The sequence below is a fragment of the Streptomyces sp. SL06 genome (assembly GCF_058244745.1).
Map to the genome: position 1 here is coordinate 5,437,921 of NZ_JBSYOT010000002.1, position 17,405 is coordinate 5,455,325.

Annotated in this window: 13 protein-coding genes, 1 tRNA gene and 1 pseudogene; 6 read left to right on the forward strand and 9 right to left on the reverse strand. The window is 71.5% G+C overall.

The annotated features are described in order from the left end of the window. Window positions 1-103: 103 nt before the first annotated feature. The 4 genes from AC4IHM_RS24905 to AC4IHM_RS24920 form a co-directional block, all read right to left on the reverse strand. Complete coding sequence (locus tag AC4IHM_RS24905; RefSeq protein ID WP_490869228.1) at window positions 104-1,006, reverse strand: chitosanase; 903 nt, start codon at window positions 1,004-1,006, stop codon at window positions 104-106. A gap of 37 nt (window positions 1,007-1,043) precedes the next feature. Beyond that, complete coding sequence (locus AC4IHM_RS24910) at window positions 1,044-1,268, reverse strand: hypothetical protein (RefSeq protein WP_490869229.1); 225 nt, start codon at window positions 1,266-1,268, stop codon at window positions 1,044-1,046. A gap of 301 nt (window positions 1,269-1,569) precedes the next feature. After that, window positions 1,570-2,199, reverse strand: a complete 630-nt coding sequence (locus tag AC4IHM_RS24915; RefSeq protein WP_490869230.1) for an SIMPL domain-containing protein — start codon at window positions 2,197-2,199, stop codon at window positions 1,570-1,572. Between the two features lie 28 nt (window positions 2,200-2,227). Further along, window positions 2,228-3,142: a hypothetical protein gene (locus AC4IHM_RS24920; protein ID WP_490869231.1), complete on the reverse strand. Its 915-nt coding sequence runs from the start codon at window positions 3,140-3,142 to the stop codon at window positions 2,228-2,230. 121 nt (window positions 3,143-3,263) lie between these two features. Here AC4IHM_RS24920 and AC4IHM_RS24925 point away from each other — a divergent pair, with 121 nt between their 5' ends. The 4 genes from AC4IHM_RS24925 (at window position 3,264) to AC4IHM_RS24940 (ending at window position 9,427) form a co-directional block, all read left to right on the forward strand. Then, window positions 3,264-3,614 (forward strand): chorismate mutase, encoded by a 351-nt coding sequence (locus AC4IHM_RS24925; protein WP_490869232.1) that lies wholly within the window; start codon window positions 3,264-3,266, stop codon window positions 3,612-3,614. Between the two features lie 157 nt (window positions 3,615-3,771). Continuing rightward, on the forward strand, window positions 3,772-6,369 hold the full coding sequence (gene pepN / locus AC4IHM_RS24930; RefSeq protein ID WP_490869233.1) for an aminopeptidase N: 2,598 nt from the start codon (window positions 3,772-3,774) through the stop codon (window positions 6,367-6,369). A gap of 290 nt (window positions 6,370-6,659) precedes the next feature. Further along, window positions 6,660-8,018: a pyridoxal phosphate-dependent decarboxylase family protein gene (locus AC4IHM_RS24935; protein WP_490869234.1), complete on the forward strand. Its 1,359-nt coding sequence runs from the start codon at window positions 6,660-6,662 to the stop codon at window positions 8,016-8,018. Further along, window positions 8,015-9,427 carry a lysine N(6)-hydroxylase/L-ornithine N(5)-oxygenase family protein gene (locus tag AC4IHM_RS24940; RefSeq protein ID WP_490869235.1) on the forward strand — a complete coding sequence of 471 codons (1,413 nt, stop codon included), beginning with the start codon at window positions 8,015-8,017 and terminating at the stop codon, window positions 9,425-9,427. Before AC4IHM_RS24935 ends, AC4IHM_RS24940 begins: the two co-directional genes overlap by 4 nt. Before the next feature lie 21 nt (window positions 9,428-9,448). On the opposite strand, the pseudogene AC4IHM_RS24945 reads toward AC4IHM_RS24940, so the two are convergent. Further along, a pseudogene (locus AC4IHM_RS24945) lies at window positions 9,449-11,273 on the reverse strand (bifunctional metallophosphatase/5'-nucleotidase). Window positions 11,274-11,511: 238 nt separating this feature from the next. On the opposite strand from AC4IHM_RS24945, the gene pyk reads away from it, so the two are divergent. Beyond that, window positions 11,512-12,942, forward strand: coding sequence for a pyruvate kinase (gene pyk / locus AC4IHM_RS24950; protein ID WP_490869236.1), 1,431 nt, complete (start codon window positions 11,512-11,514; stop codon window positions 12,940-12,942). Between the two features lie 48 nt (window positions 12,943-12,990). Here the strand turns inward: pyk and AC4IHM_RS24955 are convergent. Further along, window positions 12,991-13,064 (reverse strand) — tRNA-Leu (locus AC4IHM_RS24955). A 101-nt stretch (window positions 13,065-13,165) separates the two neighbouring features. On the opposite strand from AC4IHM_RS24955, the gene AC4IHM_RS24960 reads away from it, so the two are divergent. Continuing rightward, entirely contained in the window at window positions 13,166-13,849 is a 684-nt protein-coding gene (locus AC4IHM_RS24960) for an ANTAR domain-containing response regulator (protein ID WP_490869237.1), read from the forward strand. 83 nt (window positions 13,850-13,932) lie between these two features. On the opposite strand, the gene AC4IHM_RS24965 is transcribed toward AC4IHM_RS24960, so the two are convergent. Genes AC4IHM_RS24965 through AC4IHM_RS24975 form a run of 3 tightly spaced genes read right to left on the reverse strand, consistent with a single transcriptional unit; the run spans window position 13,933 to window position 17,400 of the window. After that, window positions 13,933-14,649 (reverse strand): ABC transporter ATP-binding protein, encoded by a 717-nt coding sequence (locus AC4IHM_RS24965; protein WP_490869238.1) that lies wholly within the window; start codon window positions 14,647-14,649, stop codon window positions 13,933-13,935. Beyond that, complete coding sequence (locus tag AC4IHM_RS24970; protein ID WP_490869239.1) at window positions 14,646-15,569, reverse strand: ABC transporter ATP-binding protein; 924 nt, start codon at window positions 15,567-15,569, stop codon at window positions 14,646-14,648. The genes AC4IHM_RS24965 and AC4IHM_RS24970 overlap by 4 nt, the downstream gene beginning before the upstream one ends. 4 nt (window positions 15,570-15,573) lie before the next feature. Then, window positions 15,574-17,400, reverse strand: a complete 1,827-nt coding sequence (locus AC4IHM_RS24975) for a branched-chain amino acid ABC transporter permease (protein WP_490869240.1) — start codon at window positions 17,398-17,400, stop codon at window positions 15,574-15,576. Window positions 17,401-17,405 lie beyond the last annotated feature (5 nt).

Sequence of the window (17,405 nt, forward strand, 5' to 3'; positions counted from 1 at the left end):
CAAAGGCGTACGGGCGGGCACTCCGGGGGACTTCCCCCGGACCCCCCGAGATGGCGTCTGCCCTTGTCCCCGACCGGACGAAGGGGCAGGCGCCGTCGCATGCTCAGGGCACCCGGTAGGTGTCCCCGTACACCTCCCACACCAGCGGCGTCCGCAGCTTCATGTTCCCGGCCGCCAGGAACCGGCGCTGGGCCGTGTCCACGCGGGAGGTGTCGATGCCCGGACGCTTGGCCGCCATGGCCTTTCGGCGGACATCCAGGAAGACGTTCAGGTAGGCCTTCTCGGAGCCGCCCCGGGCCGGGGTCTTCGCCTCGCGCATGGCCTGCTCGCGCAGCCCGTAGAAGCCCTCGGCGTCCGTGTCCGGGCCGTGGAAGACCATCGCGTCGTAGTAGACGAACTGGCCGAGCGTGCCGAGGCCGTCCAGCTTGGCGAGGCGGACCGCCGGGTCGAAGTAGACGCGGTCGCGCTCCTCCTCCTGCGCGTCGCGGAACGCCCTGACCCGCGCCTCCGCCTTCCAGGCCGCGGTGAAGCCCGGGTCCAGGCCCTGGTGGGAGTCGGTGCCGTCGACCTTGCGCAGGGCGGGCAGATACCCGGCGAGACCGTTGTCCGGGTGGGCCCTGGTGTAGCGCTCGACCAGGGTGAGCAGATCGTGGGTGCCGGTGCAGAAACCGACGATGCCCGCGGTGTAGCCGTCGCCGTCCCCGACGTCCTGGACGGCGCCGTAGGCGGTGCGCCACTCGGTGGTCGAGTTCTCGGCGCTCGACACCAGCTGCTGGGCCAGCTCCTTCTTCGCCGGCGCGGCGAGCCCGGCCGGCAGGTCGGCGATCACCTCGTCGTCGGCCTCGCGCTCCTCCTCGGCCCGGTCCTTGGCGTCCTCGCGGGCCGACTGGGCGGTGGCCGCCGGGGGAGTGACCGGTGCGTCCGCCGAGTCCCCCGGCAGGACGAAGTACACCCCCGTGGCGATCACGGGAACGGCTGCGAGGAGCAGCACACCGGCACGTTTCATAGAGGGATACCTCCGCCTGTCAGGTCCGACACCTTGATCACCGCCCCCACCGCCGGCCGCGCCACCGGCCCCGCCACGCGTACGCCGGGACCGGCGCCCCGCCCGCTGGCTGTCCGCAGAGGCGGCCCTGCCGGGAGGTGGGCCCGGCGGAGAGCGGCGGCCACGGCGGCGGGTCGGCCACGAAGCGGTTGACGGAGGCCGAGGGCCGACCGGGGTCGGCGAGCAGCAGTTCGAGTACCGAACTGCAGAGCGACGAGAGCAAGTAGAGCACGGTGTGACGCGGGCGGCCCAGTGGATCCCGAACGCGCCCCCGTAGCCCGGATGCGGGCCCCGGCGGAAGTGGCGGCCGCCGCGGGACGGCGGCAGCGGGTGGTGGTGCGACGGTGGACTCGCAAGCCACGGCCGGCTCCTCGGGGTGGGACGGACGACGAGCCGGTGGGTACGGCGGCGAACAAAATAGCGAATGCCGGTGGGCGGGCCGAGCGCCGGGGTGCCGCCCGCTCCCCCGACGGCCGTGTGCGCGTGGGGAGTCGGAGGAGTGGTGGCCGGTCGTCGGGACCGTGTCAGTGGCGCAGGGAGAAGCCCAGCAGGACGCCCGCGGACACCTCCACCGCACCCGGCGCCAGGGCGTCGGGCGGTCCGCCGCCCCGGGCGGCGCGGAACGAGGCGAGGGGCTCGGACTCCACGTCCTGGATGTGCAGCACCGGCCCCAGCCGCACGTCCGCCGCCTCCGCGTACACCTGGGCCTTGCGGCGGGCGGCGGACACGGCCCTGCGACGCGCCTCGTCACGCAGCGCCGGCCTGTCGAGCACGTCGAACTCGACGCTGTCGATCCGGTGCGCCCCCGCGTCCACCACGTCCACGATCAGCTGCTCGAGATCGTCCAGCGCCTCGGTCTCCACCGAGTACGAGGCCTGGCAGCGGTAGCCGAGGAGCGTCCGGCCGCCGCCGTGACCGTCGTACTCCGAGGTCAGGCCGAGCCGGGAGCCGGAGACCGAGCCGTCCGGCACGCCGTGCCGGCGCAGCACCTCCCGCAGCCGGGCCACGGCCGCCCGCGCCTGCCGGAAGGCCTGGTCCGGCGAGGGCTCCAGCACGTCCACGGCCGGCTGTACCCGCGCCAGTCCCGGTTCCACCCGCACCGTGCCCGCGCCGAACACGCTGATGCCCCAGGGTTCTTCGATCGCCTGTGTCATACGGGCATTGAAGCAGCGCCCCCGCGCACTACGTGTCGCACTCCAGAACCGTCCGGCACAGCCCGCACCGCGCCCGCACCCGGCCCCGCACCGGCACCCTGATCCGCTGATGGCAGGTCGGGCAGGGAAAGGACACCCGAAGCGGCCCGTGCCCGCCCGCCGTGCTCGCCGTGTCCGCCGTGAAGGCGTACGGGCCGCCCGTCGGGAGGCCCGCGGTGTGCGGGTCCCGGGCGAGGCGGCGGTCGCGGACGTAGCGGCGGCGGCCCGCCCAGCCGGCCGCGGTGAGCGGCGGCTGCCGCTCGTCCCGGCGGGCCCGTGCCATGCCCTTGACGTACGCCGTGTAGGCCTGCGGACTGGTGAACCACACCGACGGGTCCTCGCCGAAGACCAGCGCCCGCTTGGCCAGGACATAGCCGAACTCCTCCGGCGTCAGATACCCGAGCTTCTGCGAGGACGCCGAGTCCTCCCGGTAGGCGTCCAGCAGCAGCCAGCCCGCGCCCAGGTACGCCGTCGCCGTGTCCGTGAGGATCTCGTTGTCCCGGGTGCCGGGGAAGTACAGGTCGAGGCGGTGCAGATACACGTGCATCACCTCGTGCGCGAGGGCCGCCCCGATGTCCCGGCGATGCGTGCGGAAGCGGTCGTTCAGCTCGATGAAGTACTCCGGGCCCGCCGTGAGTTCCACGTTCGCCGCGTGCGTCATCTCGCGGAAGGAGACGATCATGCGGGCGTCGGGCAGCCGGTAGTGCCGCACCAGCTCGTGCGCCACCCGCTGCGCGCCCAGATACAGGTCGTCGGTGTCGTGGAACGCCACGTCCACCGGGGCCACACTGGCCGAGAACGTCTGGACGGTGTCGTACGACAGACGCCTGTACAGCGCGGTGACCGCCGCACGCACCGTCTCCAGGTGCGGGAAGCCGTGCTCGACCGGTCCGCCGTTGGCCACGCCCCAACCCCCAAGACGCCTGAACCCTGCCCTCCACTGTACGAGGAGTACGCCCCGCCGGGGCGTTCAGCGCCTGAGACGGTCTGCGACGGCGCGGGACCCGGCCGTAGGGTGGACGCCCATGACCACCAGCAACACCGGTACCGATGCCGTCGACCCCGCCGTCCGCGAGGAGCTGGGCCGGCTGCGGGACAGCATCGACAACATCGACGCGGCCGTCGTCCACATGCTCGCCGAGCGCTTCAAGTGCACCCAGCAGGTCGGCCACCTCAAGGCACGCCACCGGCTGCCGCCCGCCGACCCGGCCCGCGAGGCGGAGCAGATCTCCCGGCTGCGCACCCTCGCCGAGAGCGCCAAACTGGATCCGGCGTTCGCCGAGAAGTTCCTGAACTTCATCATCGCCGAGGTGATCCACCACCACGAGCGCATCGCGGAGAGCAACGGCGGCGGCACCTCCCCGGCGCCGCGCTGAGCCCGGCCACGGCACGGAGGGCGCGCGCACGGGCACACGCGCCGTGCGCGCACCGCCCGCGGGGGCGCACGGCGAAGAGCACGGCGGACAGCGCGGCGGACCGGACATACCTCGCGTACCGAACCGCCTCTGTGCCCTGCCGACGGCATCAGGCAGCATGTCGTGCATGTCCGTACTGACGCGCGACGAAGCGCAGACCCGTGCCCGGCTCCTCAACGTCCACCACTACGCGATCGACCTCGATCTGACCCGTGGGGACGAGACCTTCGACTCCCGTACCGTCATCCGGTTCACGGTCCGCGGCGACAGGGCGGCCACGGACACCTTCGTCGAGGTCAAGCCCGCCGAGCTGCGCGCCGTCACCCTGGACGGACAGCCCCTCGACCCGGCCGCCCTGGACGGGAACCGGCTGACGCTGAAGGACCTCGCACCGGGTGAGCACGAGCTGCGCGTCGACGCGGCCATGCGCTACTCCCGCACCGGCGAGGGCATGCACCGCTTCACCGACCCCACCGACGGCGAGACCTACGTCTACACCCAGATGTTCATGGACAACGTCCAGCGCGTCTTCGCGGCCTTCGACCAGCCCGACCTCAAGTCCGTCTTCGACCTGACCGTCACCGCCCCCGAGGGCTGGACCGTCCTCGCCAACGGCGTCACCGAGCACACCGGCGACGGCCGCTGGAAGGCCGCCGCCACCCCGCCGGTCTCCACCTACCTCGTCGCCGTCGCCGCCGGACCCTGGCACTCCGTGCGCACCGAGCACCGCGGCCTGCCCTTCGGCATCCACTGCCGCCGCTCGCTCGCCCCCCACCTGGACGACGACGCCGACGAACTCCTCGAGGTCACCCGCGGCTGCTTCGACCGCTACCACGAGAAGTTCACCGAGCCCTACCCCTTCGACTCCTACGACCAGGCGTTCGTCCCCGAGTTCAACGCCGGCGCCATGGAGAACCCCGGCCTGGTCACCCTCCGCGACGAGTTCGTCTTCCGGTCCGCCGTCACCGACACCCAGCGGCAGACCCGTGCGATGGTCATCGCCCACGAGATGGCCCACATGTGGTTCGGCGACCTCGTCACCCTGCGCTGGTGGGACGACATCTGGCTGAACGAGTCCTTCGCCGAGTACATGGGCTACCAGACCACCGTCGAGGCCACCCGCTTCCAGGACGCCTGGACCGAATTCGGCGTCACCCGCAAGCCCTGGGGCTACGACGCCGACCAGCGGCCCTCGACCCACCCCGTCGCCCCCGAGAACGTCGAGGACACCGCCTCCGCGCTCCTCAACTTCGACGGCATCTCCTACGCCAAGGGCGCCTCCGCGCTGCGCCAACTCGTCGCCTGGCTCGGCGAGAAGGACTTCCTGGCCGGCATCAACATCCACTTCGACCGGCACAGGTTCGCCAACGCCGCCCTCGCCGACTTCATCGACTCCCTCGCCGCCGCCACCGACCGCGATGTCCACGCCTGGGCCGACGCCTGGCTGCGCACCACCGGCGTCGACACCCTCGTCCCGGAACTGCGCGCCGAGAACGGCCACTGGAGCCTCGACATCTCGCACCGGGGCAGCACGGGGGTCTGGTCCGCGCCCGACCCCGCCAGGGACCGCAAAGACCCGAAGCACGCCGGACACCTCCATCCCGGGGGAGGCACACGGCCGCACCGCATCACCGTCGGCGTCTACGACCACGACCTCCACGAGGCCGGCCGGCTCACCCTGCGCCAGCGCCTCGAAGCGGATCTCACCGGCGAGAACACCGGCATCAGCACCGCCGGCGCCCGCCCCGCGCTCGTCGTCCTCAACGACGGCGACCTCACCTACGCCAAGATCCGCTTCGACGCCGACTCCTTCCGGACCGTCCGCGAGAGCCTGTCCGGCCTGCCCGACCCGCTCACCCGGGCCGTCATCTGGAACGCGCTCAGGGACGCCGTCCGCGACGGCGAACTGCCCGCCGGCAGCTACCTGGACATCGCCCGCGCCCACCTTCCGTACGAGACCGACCTCGCGCTCGTCGACGGCGTCCTCGCCTTCGCCACCGCCCAGGTCGCCGACCGCTACCTCACTGCGGAGCAGCGGCCCGCCGCCCTGACCACCCTCGCCGAGCTGTGCCGGGACCTGATCCGGCGCACCGAGGACGGCGACCACCCCGGGCTGCGCCTCATCGCCGTACGCCACCGCATCGCCACCGCCGCCCACCCCGACACCATCGCCGCCTGGCTCGCCGACGGCACCGTGCCCGGCGGCCCCGAACTCGACCCCGAGCTGCGCTGGCGCATCCTGACCAGGCTCGCCGTCCTCGGCGCCACCGACGAGGCCGCGATCGCCGCCGAACTCGAACGCGACCCCAGCGCCGCCGGCCAGGAGGGCGCCGCCCGCTGCCGCGCCGCGCTGCCCGACCCGGCGGCCAAGAGCCGCGCCTGGGAGGCCATGTTCGCCTCCGACGACCTCTCCAACTACCTGTTCATCGCCACCGCGCAGGGCTTCTGGCAGCCCGAACAGGCCGACCTCGTACGGGAGTACGTGCCGCGCTACTACGCCGACGCGGTCGCCGTCGCCGCCCGCCGCGGCCCCGCCATCGCCGACGCCGCCGGCCGCTGGGCGTTCCCAGGCCACGCCGTCGACGCGGAAAACCTGCGCCTGGGCCAGGAATGCCTCGCCGGCGCCACCCCCATCCCCGCCCTGCACCGCAAACTGACCGACCAACTCGCCGACCTGTCCCGCGCCTTGCGGGTACGCGAGACACCTGGAGCCTGACCTTGCCGGGTCGGGGTACGTCCTCGGCCTGTGGCCGGCCCGGACTGGTGCCGGCCCGGGGTCGGTGCCGACGCCGACCCGGGACCGGTGCCCGCACCCGGTCGGTGTCCGTCCGGGGGCCGGTGTTCGTCCGGGTCGAGTGTCCGCCCCGCCCCTCCGGTCGGCACCCGACGGAGTCGGCCCGTGCGCAGCCCCTTCCCCCTTTCGGGTTCTGATCCCTGGGCTTTTCGGGTGGGGGCGGGGGTTCGCGTACAAGCTGGTGGCTCCGTCTCCGTGTCCGGAGGGCAGCCATGGGTATGCCGGCTCTTGCCTCGGGGCCCCGCGGGCCCGAGGCCCTGCGGCCCTTGCTCGACACCGTGCTCGACGCCCTGCGGGCCGGCGCCGCGGCGCGGGGCGGACCGTTGCCCGCGGGCGGGCCCGGTGCCGTCACGCACCGGCTGGCGGACGCGGTCGGTGAGATCCTGCCCGACCGCGGCGCACCCGAGGCGCTCCGCGTCCTGGTCACCGCGCTCGCCGAGGGCGCCGCCGACCCCGCCCACCCCCTGTGCGCCGCCCACCTGCACGGCCCGCCCCTCGCCGTCGCCGCGGCCGCCGACCTCGCCGCGAGCGTCCTCAACCCGTCCCTCGACTCCTGGGACCAGGCGCCCGCCGCCTCCGCGCTGGAAGCCCTCGTCACCCACGCCCTCGCCCGGGAGACCGGCGCCGCCGACGCCGTGGTCACCACCGGCGGCACCGAGTCCAACCAGCTCGCCCTCCTGCTCGCCCGCGAGACGCACGGCGCGGGCGTGCGGCTGGTCCACGGCGCGAACGCCCACCACTCCCTGCCCCGCGCCGCATGGCTGCTCGGGCTGCCCGAACCCGTCGCCGTCCCCACCCCCACCGGCACCCTCGACCCCGCCGCCCTCGACGCGGCCCTCACCCGGGTCCCGGGCCCGCATCTCGTCGCCGCCACCGCCGGCACCACCGACGCCGGGCTCGTCGACCCGCTGCCCGAGATCGCCGCCCGCTGCGCCGACCACGGCGCCCGCCTCCACATCGACGCCGCCTACGGCGCGGGCCTCCTCTTCAGCGCCCGGCACCGCGCCCGGCTCGCCGGCCTCGAAGCCGCCCACACCGTCACCCTCGACCTGCACAAACTGGGCTGGCAGCCGATCCCCGCAGGACTCCTCGCGGTCAAGGACGCCGACGACCTCGCGGCCCTCCACCACCACGCCGACTACCTCAACGCCGACGACGACACCGACGCCGGGCTGCCCGACCTCCTCGGCCGCTCCCCGCGCACCAGCCGCCGCCCCGACATCCTCAAGACCGCGGTCACCCTCAAGACCCTGGGCCGCAGCGGACTCGGCGCCCTCGTCGACGCGGTCTGCTCCCTCGCCCAGGAGTTCGCCGACCTGGTCGAGGAGCACCCCGGCTTCGCACTGCACGCCCCGCCCACCATCAGCACGGTCCTCTTCCGGCCCGCACACGCCACCGACGACGCCGTGGCCGCCGTACGCCGCACCCTGCTCACCACCGGCCGCGCCGTCCTCGGCCGCGCCCGCGCCGACGGCCGGCTCTGGCTCAAGGCGACCCTCCTCAACCCCCACACCCGGCCCGGCGACCTGGCCGCCCTCCTCACCCACGTGGAAGGACACCTCCCGCGATGAACACCGCCGCGCACCACACCCCCGAAGCCCCGCGCGACCTCGTCGGCATCGGCATCGGCCCCTTCAACCTCTCCCTCGCGGCCCTCGCCGACCCCCTCACCGGCCTCGACGCCGTCTTCTACGACCAGCGCCCCGCCTTCCGCTGGCACCCCGGCCTGCTCATCGACGGCGCGCGCGTCCAGGTGCCCTTCCTCGCCGACCTGGTCACCCTCGTCGACCCGACCAGCCCCTGGTCCTTCCTCAACCATCTCAGGGCCGAAGGACGCCTCTACCCCTTCTACTTCGCCGAACGCTTCCACATCCCCCGTGCCGAGTACGACGCCTACTGCCGCTGGGTCGCCGAGAGCCTGCCCTCCCTCCGCTTCCACCACCAGGTCGACGCCGTGCGCTGGAACCCCGAACGGGAGGTCTTCGAGGTCGACTACACCCAGCTCGACGCCGACGGAGAGGCCGAGGCCCTCGGCCGCACCCACACCAGGAACGTCGTCCTCGGCGTCGGCACCGAGCCGTACGTCCCCGACCCGCTCAGACCCCTCGCCGACGCGCCCGGCGTCCCCGTCGTGCACGCCGCCGACTACCTCGGCCACCGCGACGCGCTGCTCGCCGCCGGGCACGTCACCGTCATCGGCACCGGCCAGTCCGGCGCGGAGGTCTTCCTCGACCTGCTCCGCCGCCGGCCCGCCGGCCGCGAGCGGCTGCACTGGCTCGGCCGCTCCGAGGCCTTCGCGCCCATGGAGTACTCCAAACTCGGCCTGGAGCACTTCACCCCCGACTACACCCGCTACTTCCACGCCCTGAGCGAACCGGTCCGCGACCGCCTCGTCGCCGCCCAGTGGCAGTTGCACAAGGGCATCGACGCGGACACCGTCGCCGCCATCCACGACGAGCTGTACCGCCGCACCCTCGACGGCGGCTGGCCCGACACCGTCCTCACCCCCGGCGTGCACGTCCGCACCGCCGGCCGGCTCACCGGCACCCGGATCGAACTCCACCTGGAACACACCCAGCAGAAGACCCGCTCCCGCCTCACCACCGACGCCGTGGTCCTCGCCACCGGCCACCGCGAACGCCCCCTCGGGCGCGTCCTCGCCGCTCTGGACCCCTATCTGCGGCGCGACAGCCGCGAACGCCACCGCGTCGACGACCGCTTCCGCCTCGTCCTCGACCCCCGCGTCACCGGTTCCGTCTACGTCCAGAACGCCGAGACGCACACCCACGGGGTCGGCGCACCCGACCTCGGCCTCGCCGCCTGGCGCGGCGCGACCGTCCTCAACGACCTGACCGGGCAGGAGCCGTACCCGCTGCCGGGCCGCACCGCGTTCACCACCTTCGGCCTGGACAACGCACAGCCCCGGATCCCGTCCGCGCGCCGGCACCGGGCGCTCACCCCGCTGGCGGACGGAATCTGAGGCCGTCTCGGCACCGGCGGCTCAGAACACCGGAGTGCCGTCGCGCGTCAACGCCCAGTCCACGGACGCGAAGTCCTTCGGGTCCAGTACGCCCTTGGCCGTCGCCCACTCCGCGATCCGGGTGCGGATCTCCGTCGACTCCGCCCACAGCTCCTTGGCCGACGCCACGTGCGGGAAGGCACCGCCGCCGTTGGCCCGGTAGTTGTTCACCGCCAGCACGAACTCCTGCGCGTCGTCCAGCGGAGCACCGTCGTAGGACAGGTTCTTGATCCGCGCACCGGCCGGCTGCGCGACGTTCGATCTCGTACGTGAGCCCCGACACGTAGTCGTAGTTGTAGTCCGGGCGGCCTTCGGCGTTGGTCAGCCTGTCCACGTCCACCGGCGCACCGGCCGCCGTCTGCACGTAGTACTGCGCCGAGTACTCCAGGTACGCGCGCAGTTGCGCGCCCGTCATCAGCTTCGCCACCAGGGTGTTGTCGAACACGTACAGGCTCGACAGGTCCCGGATGGTCACATCGCCCGCCGGGATCTCGGAGGTCCGCGAGAACGGGGAGGCCTGCGCCAGGACCGGCAGTGACGCGTACTCCGTGCCGGCCAGCGCCTCCTTGACCACGTCCTCCTGCACCTTGGTGATCAGGTCGATGATCGGGGCGTCCTTGTACCGCGCGTCGACCGTCGTCAGCGTCTCGGTCGCGGTCCCGACCACCTGGTTGACGTACGCCACGACCTTCTTGTGCTGGTCCTTCAGCAGCCTGGTGATCCGCGGGTCGTCCGCGACCGTGGCGGAGTCGCGCAGCGACGCCCTGACCGACTCGACGTGCCAGCGGCCCCGCTCGAAGACCAGCTCGAAGTCGAACAGGGTGAGCCGCTCGGCGAAGCACAGCGGCTCCGACAGCACGACCGTCCTGCCGGTCTCGTCGTTGACGACCTTCAGCTCCGCGATCTCCTCGTGGGCGTGCCCGACGAGAATCGCGTCGATGCCCGGCACCTGCTTGGCCACGTTGGCCGCCGCGTTCTCGACGTACGGGATCTGGTCACCGTAGGAGGACGTGCCCGACGACCCGGAGTGCGCCGACACGACCACCACGTCCGCGCCCATCGAGCGCAGCTTCGGCACCCACTTGGCCGCCTGCTCCTCAAGACCAGGGAAGGCCAGCTTCCCCTGCACGTACGCCTTGTCCCAGATCGCGATGCCCGGGTTGGTCAGACCCAGCACCGCCACCTTCACCGGCGGCGCGCCCTTCACCCGGAACGTCTTCATGAAGTACGGCGGGAAGGCGGGCTTGAGCGTCTTGGCGTCGACCGCGTTCGCGCCGAGCAGCGGGAAGCGGCACTGCTGCTCGAACTTGCGCAGGGTCTCGATCCCGTAGTTGAACTCGTGGTTGCCGAGCGCCACCGCGTCGTACCCGATCGCGTTCATCGCCTGTGCCATCGGGTGCACCGGACCGCCCTTGGCGGTGATCGGGTCCACCTTCGCGTAGTAGTACGTCAGCGGGGTGCCCTGGATGGTGTCGCCCGCGTCCAGCAGCAGCGTGTTGTGGCGGCCCTTCTCCTCGCGGACCTGGTTCACCAGCGTGGAGATGCGGGACAGCCCCTGGGCGTTGCCCGCCTCGTCCGTGTACTCGGCGTCCTTGAAGTAGTCCCAGTTGAAGACGTGCCCGTGCAGGTCCGTGGTGCCCAGCACGGTCAGCGCGTACCGCTTGGGCTTCTTCCCGCGGCCCTGGTGCGCCGCGGGCTGGTGCGCTCCGGCCGCCTGGGCCGCCGGAGCCGTCACGGCGCCGGTCAGCGCCACCCCCGCCCCCGTCACGGCGGATCTGCTCAGGAACTTCCGGCGGTTCAACGGCATGGCTGATTCTCCTTGGCGACGCGTCATCAACAACGCGCGTAGATTCGTTCCTGATCGCGCCGCGTGTCAACAGTGGACCGCTCACTTGCCCGAAAGGCGAATTAAGAGCCGCCCCCGAGCGCTCATCGGAGCGCCCTGTCGCACAATTCAACACTTGTCAATAACCCTTTGCTCAAAGGTTGTTGAGTGGTCATACACGGCCAATTCGCTACCGGCCGGTAAGTCATAGGCTCGACCCATGCGCCGAGCAAAGATCGTCTGTACCCTTGGGCCCGCCACCGACTCGTACGACCAGATCAAGGCCCTGGTCGACGCCGGAATGGATGTCGCCCGTTTCAATTTCAGCCACGGCACCCACGCCGAACACGACGAGCGCTACCGCCGGGTCCGCAAGGCGTCCGACGAGACCGGTCGCAGCGTCGGCGCCCTCGCGGACTTTCAGGGCCCGAAGATCCGTCTCGGCCACTTCGGCGAAGGACCCGTACTCCTTGAACGCGGCGACACCTTCACCATCACCGTCGAGGAGGGCGTCGAAGGCGACCGCCACATCTGCGGCACCACCTACGCCGGTCTCGCCGACAACGTCGCCCCCGGTGAGCGCGTCCTCGTCGACGACGGCAAGGTCTGCCTGGAGGTCACCGGTGTGGACGGCCCCCGGGTGCGCACGAGGGTGATCGAGGGCGGCATGGTCTCCGACCACAAGGGCCTCAACCTCCCGGGCGTCGCCGTGTCCGTCCCCGCCCTGTCGAAGAAGGACGAGGACGACCTGCGCTGGGCCCTGCGAAGCGGCTTCGACGCCATCGCGCTGTCCTTCGTGCGCAGCGGGCGGGACATCGTCGAGGCCCATCGCATCATGGACGACGAGGGCCGCCGGGTCCCCGTCATCGCCAAGGTCGAGAAACCGCAGGCCGTGGAGAACATCGAGGACATCGTCGCGGCCTTCGACGGCATCATGGTGGCCCGGGGCGACCTCGGCGTGGAAATGCCCCTGGAGCAGGTGCCGATCGTCCAGAAGCGCGCGATCAAGCTGGCCAGGCGCAACGCCAAGCCGGTCATCGTGGCGACCCAGATGCTCGACTCGATGATCGACAACGCCCGGCCCACCCGCGCGGAGGCCTCCAACGTCGCGAACGCGGTCATCGACGGCACGGACGCGGTGATGCTCTCCGGCGAGACGAGCGTCGGCAAGCACGCCACCGACACGGTGCGCACGATGGCCCGGATCGTCGAGGCGGCGGAGGAGGACGTCCTCGCCAGGGGGCTGCCCGCGCTGTCCGAGCACAACAAGCCCCGTACCCACGGCGGCGCGGTCGCCCGCGCGGCGGCGGAGATCGGTGACTTCCTCGGCGCGAAGTACCTGGTTGCCTTCACCCAGTCCGGCGACACCGTCCGCCGCCTCTCGCGCTACCGCTCGCCCATCCCGCTGCTCGCCTTCACCCCGGAACCGGCGACGCGCTCGCAACTGAGCCTGACCTGGGGGGTGGAGACCTTCCTCGGCCCGCACGTGGACTCCACGGACGCGATGGTCGACCAGGTGGACGAACTGCTCACCGGGTACGGGCGCTGCGAGAAGGGCGATGTCGTGGTCATCACGGCCGGCTCACCGCCCGGGGTCTCGGGCACGACGAACCTGGTCCGGGTGCACCACATCGGGGAGGACGACCGCTGAACGGGTGCTCCACGGATGCCGGAAGGTGCCTTCGAAAGGAAGGTTAAGTGCCCCGGGTGGGACTCGAACCCACACTGAATGCCTTTTGAGGGCATCGTCTCTGCCGATTGGACTACCGGAGCCTCTTCGAACCGAAGGGTAGTGTAGCCCCTCGGTGACTCAAACATACAGGAGCTAGGTAGGCTCTTGTCAGCAGCACCCCTGCCCCGAACGAGGAGCTCACGTGACCGCCCCCGAGTCGCCCCAGCCCGTAGACGTGCCCGACGACGACAAGTCGCACGTACCTCCGCTGACGACCCGTGTCGTCATCGCCGAGGACGAGGCGCTCATCCGGCTGGATCTCAAAGAGATGCTGGAGGAGGAGGGCTACTCCGTCGTCGGCGAGGCCGGTGACGGCGAGCAGGCCGTGGAGCTGGCCCGCGAGCACCGGCCGGACCTGGTGATCCTGGACGTGAAGATGCCCAAGCTCGACGGCATCTCCGCGGCCGAGAGGATCGCCGAGGAGGGCATCGCGCCGGTGCTGATGCTGACCGCGTTCTCCCAGCGCGACCTGGTGGAGCGGGCCCGGGACGCCGGTGCCATGGCGTACCTGGTGAAGCCCTTCAGCAAGAGCGATGTCGTCCCGGCGATCGAGATGGCCGTCTCGCGCTTCACGGAACTGAAGACGCTGGAGAAGGAGGTCGCCGACCTCAGCCAGCGGCTGGAGACCCGCAAGCTGGTCGACCGCGCCAAGTCGGTGCTCCAGACGGAGTACGGCCTGACCGAGCCGGCCGCCTTCCGGTGGATCCAGAAGACGTCCATGGACCGCCGGATGTCGATGCGGCAGGTCGCCGAGGCGGTCATCCAGGACGCCGGTGAGAAGAACGAGAAGAACGAGAAGAACGAGAAGAAGGGGTCCAAGGGCTGAGCCCGCCCCCGGAGCACGAACGAGGCCCGCGTCCCTCCAGGGGGACGCGGGCCTCGTCGTACGGCCGTCGTGGCGGTGCCGGCTCAGTCCTCGCCGAGATAGGCCTTGCGGACCGACTCGTCGTGGAGGAGGTCCTGCCCGCTGCCGGACAGGACGATGTTGCCGACCTCCATGACATGGCCCTGGTCGGCCAGGGACAGGGCCGCCTGGGCGTTCTGCTCGACGAGCAGGATCGTGGTGCCCTCGGACTTCAGCTCGGCGATGGTCGCCATGATCTTCTGCATCATGATCGGAGAGAGGCCCATGGAGGGCTCGTCGAGCATGAGCAGCTTGGGCTGCGACATCAGGGCACGGCCCATGGCGAGCATCTGCTGCTCACCGCCGGACAGGGTCCCCGCGGCCTGCTTGCGGCGCTCTCCGAGGATCGGGAAGAGGTCGTAGGCGCGCTGGATGTCCTTGTCGATGCCCGCCCTGTCGCTGCGCAGGAAGGCGCCCAGGCGGAGGTTGTCCTCGATCGTCATGCGCGGGAAGATGTGCCGCCCCTCGGGCGAGTGGGCGAGCCCCAGGGAGACGATCTGGTGGGCGGGCACCTTCTTGAGCGACTTGCCCGCGAACCTGATCTGGCCGCCGACCGGCTTCAGGAGCCCCGACAGGGTCCGCAGCGTCGTGGTCTTCCCGGCGCCGTTGGTGCCGATGAGGGTGACCACTTCGCCGGCGTCGACCTTGAACGAGATGCCCTTGACGGCCTCGATCTTGCCGTAGGCGACGCGGAGGTCCTCGACCTCGAGCAGTGCGGTCATCGGTCGTTCTCCTTGCCGGCCGCGGTGTCCTTGGGGGTGTCGGCCTGGGCCTGGGCCTGGGCCTCGGCGGCCTCCACTTCGGCCACCTCCGCCGCCCCGGGGTCGTTGTCGAGGGGTTCGCCGAGGTAGGCGGCGACGACCCGCTCGTCGCCCTGCACGGTGGCGCTGTCGCCCTCGACCAGCTTCTCGCCCTGCACGAGGACGGCGACCCGGTCGCAGAGGTTGAAGATGAAGCGCATGTCGTGCTCGATGACGAGGACGGCGATGCCCATGTCGCGGATGGCGAAGACGAGTTCCTCGGTGGTCCGGGTCTCCTGGGGGTTCATGCCGGCCGTCGGCTCGTCCAGGAGCAGCAGCCCCGGCTCGCTGGCCAGGGCGCGGGCGATCTCCAGCTTGCGCTGCTCGCCGTAGGGGAGGTTGCGGGCGAGGTGGTCGGCCTTGGCGGCCAGACCGACGAACTCCAGCAGCTCCATGGCGCGTTTGCGGGAGGCCGCCTCGGCCTTGTGGAAGCCGGGGCCGCGCAGGACGGCCGACCAGAAGCCCTCCCTGGTGCGGGTGTGGCGGCCGACGAGGACGTTCTCCAGGACCGTCATGTTGGCGAACAGCCGGATGTTCTGGAAGGTACGGGCGATGCCGGCGGCGGTGACCTTGAAGGACTTGGGCGGCAGCACCTTGTCCTTGTAGCGGACCTCGCCCTCGGTCGGGATGTACAGCCCGGTCAGACAGTTGAAGAAGGTGGTCTTGCCGGCGCCGTTGGGGCCGATGAGACCGACGATCTCGCCGCTGTTGACGGTGAGGTCGACGCCGCGCACGGCGGTCAGACCGCCGAAGCGCATGGTGACGCCGCGTGCGTCGAGGACCGGGGTGCCGGGGGCGGGGGCGCCCGGGGCGGTGTCCCTGATGGTGGTGTCGGTGGTCATGTGGTCAGGCCCCTGTCTTGCTCAGGACTGTGGGCGCGTCGGCCTCTTCGTGGAATTCCAGCTGGCGGCGACGGTTGGGAATGAGACCTTCCGGACGGAAGCGCATCAGCAGCACGAGCGCGAGTCCGAAGGCGAGGAGCTGGTAGTCGCCGAGGAACTGGAGCTTGTTGGGGATCAGGAAGAGCAGCGAGGCGCCGATGAGGGGGCCGGCGATGGTGCCCATGCCGCCGAGGACGACCGCGGCGAGCAGGAAGGCGGAGTTGGGCGGCGTGGTGCCGGCGAACAGGTACTGCTCGGGCGTCACCGTGTAGGTGACGTGCGCCTGCACGGTACCGGCGAGACCGGCGAGGGTGGCGCCGACGGCGAAGGCGATCAGCTTCACGCGGAAGCCGTTGATGCCCATGGCGAGCGCGGCGGTCTCGTCCTCGCGGATGGCGACCCAGGCACGGCCGATGCGGGAGTCGCCGCTGCGCCGGAAGACGAGGACGACCACGGCCGTGATGACCAGCATCAGGAAGAAGTAGTTCGCGAACCGGCCGATGGTGAAACCGGCGATGTCGTGCTGGATCCCGAGGTCGTAGCCGAAGATCTCGAGGTCCGGGATCGACGAGACGCCGTTGGAGCCGTTGGTGATGTCCGGACCCGAGGTGCCGTCCGTGTTGTTGGCCGCGATCCGGAAGATCTCGCCGAAGCCCAGGGTGACGATGGCGAGGTAGTCGCCGCGCAGCCGCAGGGTCGGGGCGCCGATGAGGACACCGAAGATCAGCGAGGCGACGGCGCCGACGAGCACCGCGGCCCAGAAGGGGAACTGGACGCCGAAGGGCGAGCTGGGCGAGCCGGAGACCAGTGCGGCGGCGTAGGCGCCGACGCCGAGGAAGGCGACGTAGCCGAGGTCGAGCAGGCCCGCGAGACCGACGACGATGTTCAGGCCCAGGGCGACCGTGGCGAAGATGAGGATGTACACGCCGAGGGTGGCGTACTGGTCGTCGGTCTGGGTGAAGGGGAAGCAGGCCGCCGCGATGAACGCGCCGCAGACGGTGATGTTCTGGTGCCGGGCGGTGATCTGCGAGGCCTGGTTGATCAGACCGGCCCGGTGGAGGGCGGTGAACCCGAAGCCCGCGGTGATCAGGAAGCCGATGAAGAGTTCGTCGTACTCGGTGCCGATGCCGTAGGTGAAGACGATCAGCGCGATCGCGAGGACGGCGACGATGATCAGGATCTCGGCGTAGGACGGCAGGGCGCGCAGGGGGCGGGGGCTGCCGGAGGCGAAGGCCGCCCGGACGGTCTGCCAGCCGTGACCGGTGTTGTGCCTGAACCGTTCCCAGCCGGTGTCGTCCGGGTCGAACGGGTCCGGCTCGGGCCGCTCGAAGGGGAGGGCGAGCGCGCCGAGGAGGGCGATCAGGGTGACGGCCGCCGCGATGTAGCCGCCGGGCTCCAGGTTGACGACGCCGCCGAGCTGGAAGCTGATCGCGAGGACGGTGTACCAGGCGGTGGCGAAGGTGCCGAGCGCCGCGGTCTTGACGGCCGCGTCGGCGCCGGCCGGGGTGAGCCAGCGCAGCCCCTTGACGCCGTAGGAGGCGAGGCCGAACAGGGCGGTGAGCGCGCCGCCGATCAGCACCAGGACCTGGAGGCCGCCCGGGTAGCCGTAGACGGTGAGGTCGCCGGGGAACTCGGCGGTCCAGGTCCAGGCGAGGAAGGTGGAGATCACGGAGAGGACGCCGCCACCGGTGGCGAGGGCGCGACCGAGGTGCGGGGGGATGCCGATGAGGCCCCTGGGGGCGTCCGCCGCGGGGGCGTCCGCGGGCTTCGAGGCGGTGGTCTGTGTGGTCATCGGTG

Coding starts and splice junctions, on each gene's coding strand:
- AC4IHM_RS24905 (WP_490869228.1), bottom strand. CDS start 1,006: ATGAAACGTGCCGGTGTGCTGCTCCTCGCAGCCGTTCCCGTGATCGCC.
- AC4IHM_RS24915 (WP_490869230.1), bottom strand. CDS start 2,199: ATGACACAGGCGATCGAAGAACCCTGGGGCATCAGCGTGTTCGGCGCG.
- AC4IHM_RS24925 (WP_490869232.1), top strand. CDS start 3,264: ATGACCACCAGCAACACCGGTACCGATGCCGTCGACCCCGCCGTCCGC.
- pepN (WP_490869233.1), top strand. CDS start 3,772: ATGTCGTGCATGTCCGTACTGACGCGCGACGAAGCGCAGACCCGTGCC.
- AC4IHM_RS24935 (WP_490869234.1), top strand. CDS start 6,660: ATGGGTATGCCGGCTCTTGCCTCGGGGCCCCGCGGGCCCGAGGCCCTG.
- AC4IHM_RS24940 (WP_490869235.1), top strand. CDS start 8,015: ATGAACACCGCCGCGCACCACACCCCCGAAGCCCCGCGCGACCTCGTC.
- pyk (WP_490869236.1), top strand. CDS start 11,512: ATGCGCCGAGCAAAGATCGTCTGTACCCTTGGGCCCGCCACCGACTCG.
- AC4IHM_RS24965 (WP_490869238.1), bottom strand. CDS start 14,649: ATGACCGCACTGCTCGAGGTCGAGGACCTCCGCGTCGCCTACGGCAAG.
- AC4IHM_RS24970 (WP_490869239.1), bottom strand. CDS start 15,569: ATGACCACCGACACCACCATCAGGGACACCGCCCCGGGCGCCCCCGCC.
- AC4IHM_RS24975 (WP_490869240.1), bottom strand. CDS start 17,400: ATGACCACACAGACCACCGCCTCGAAGCCCGCGGACGCCCCCGCGGCG.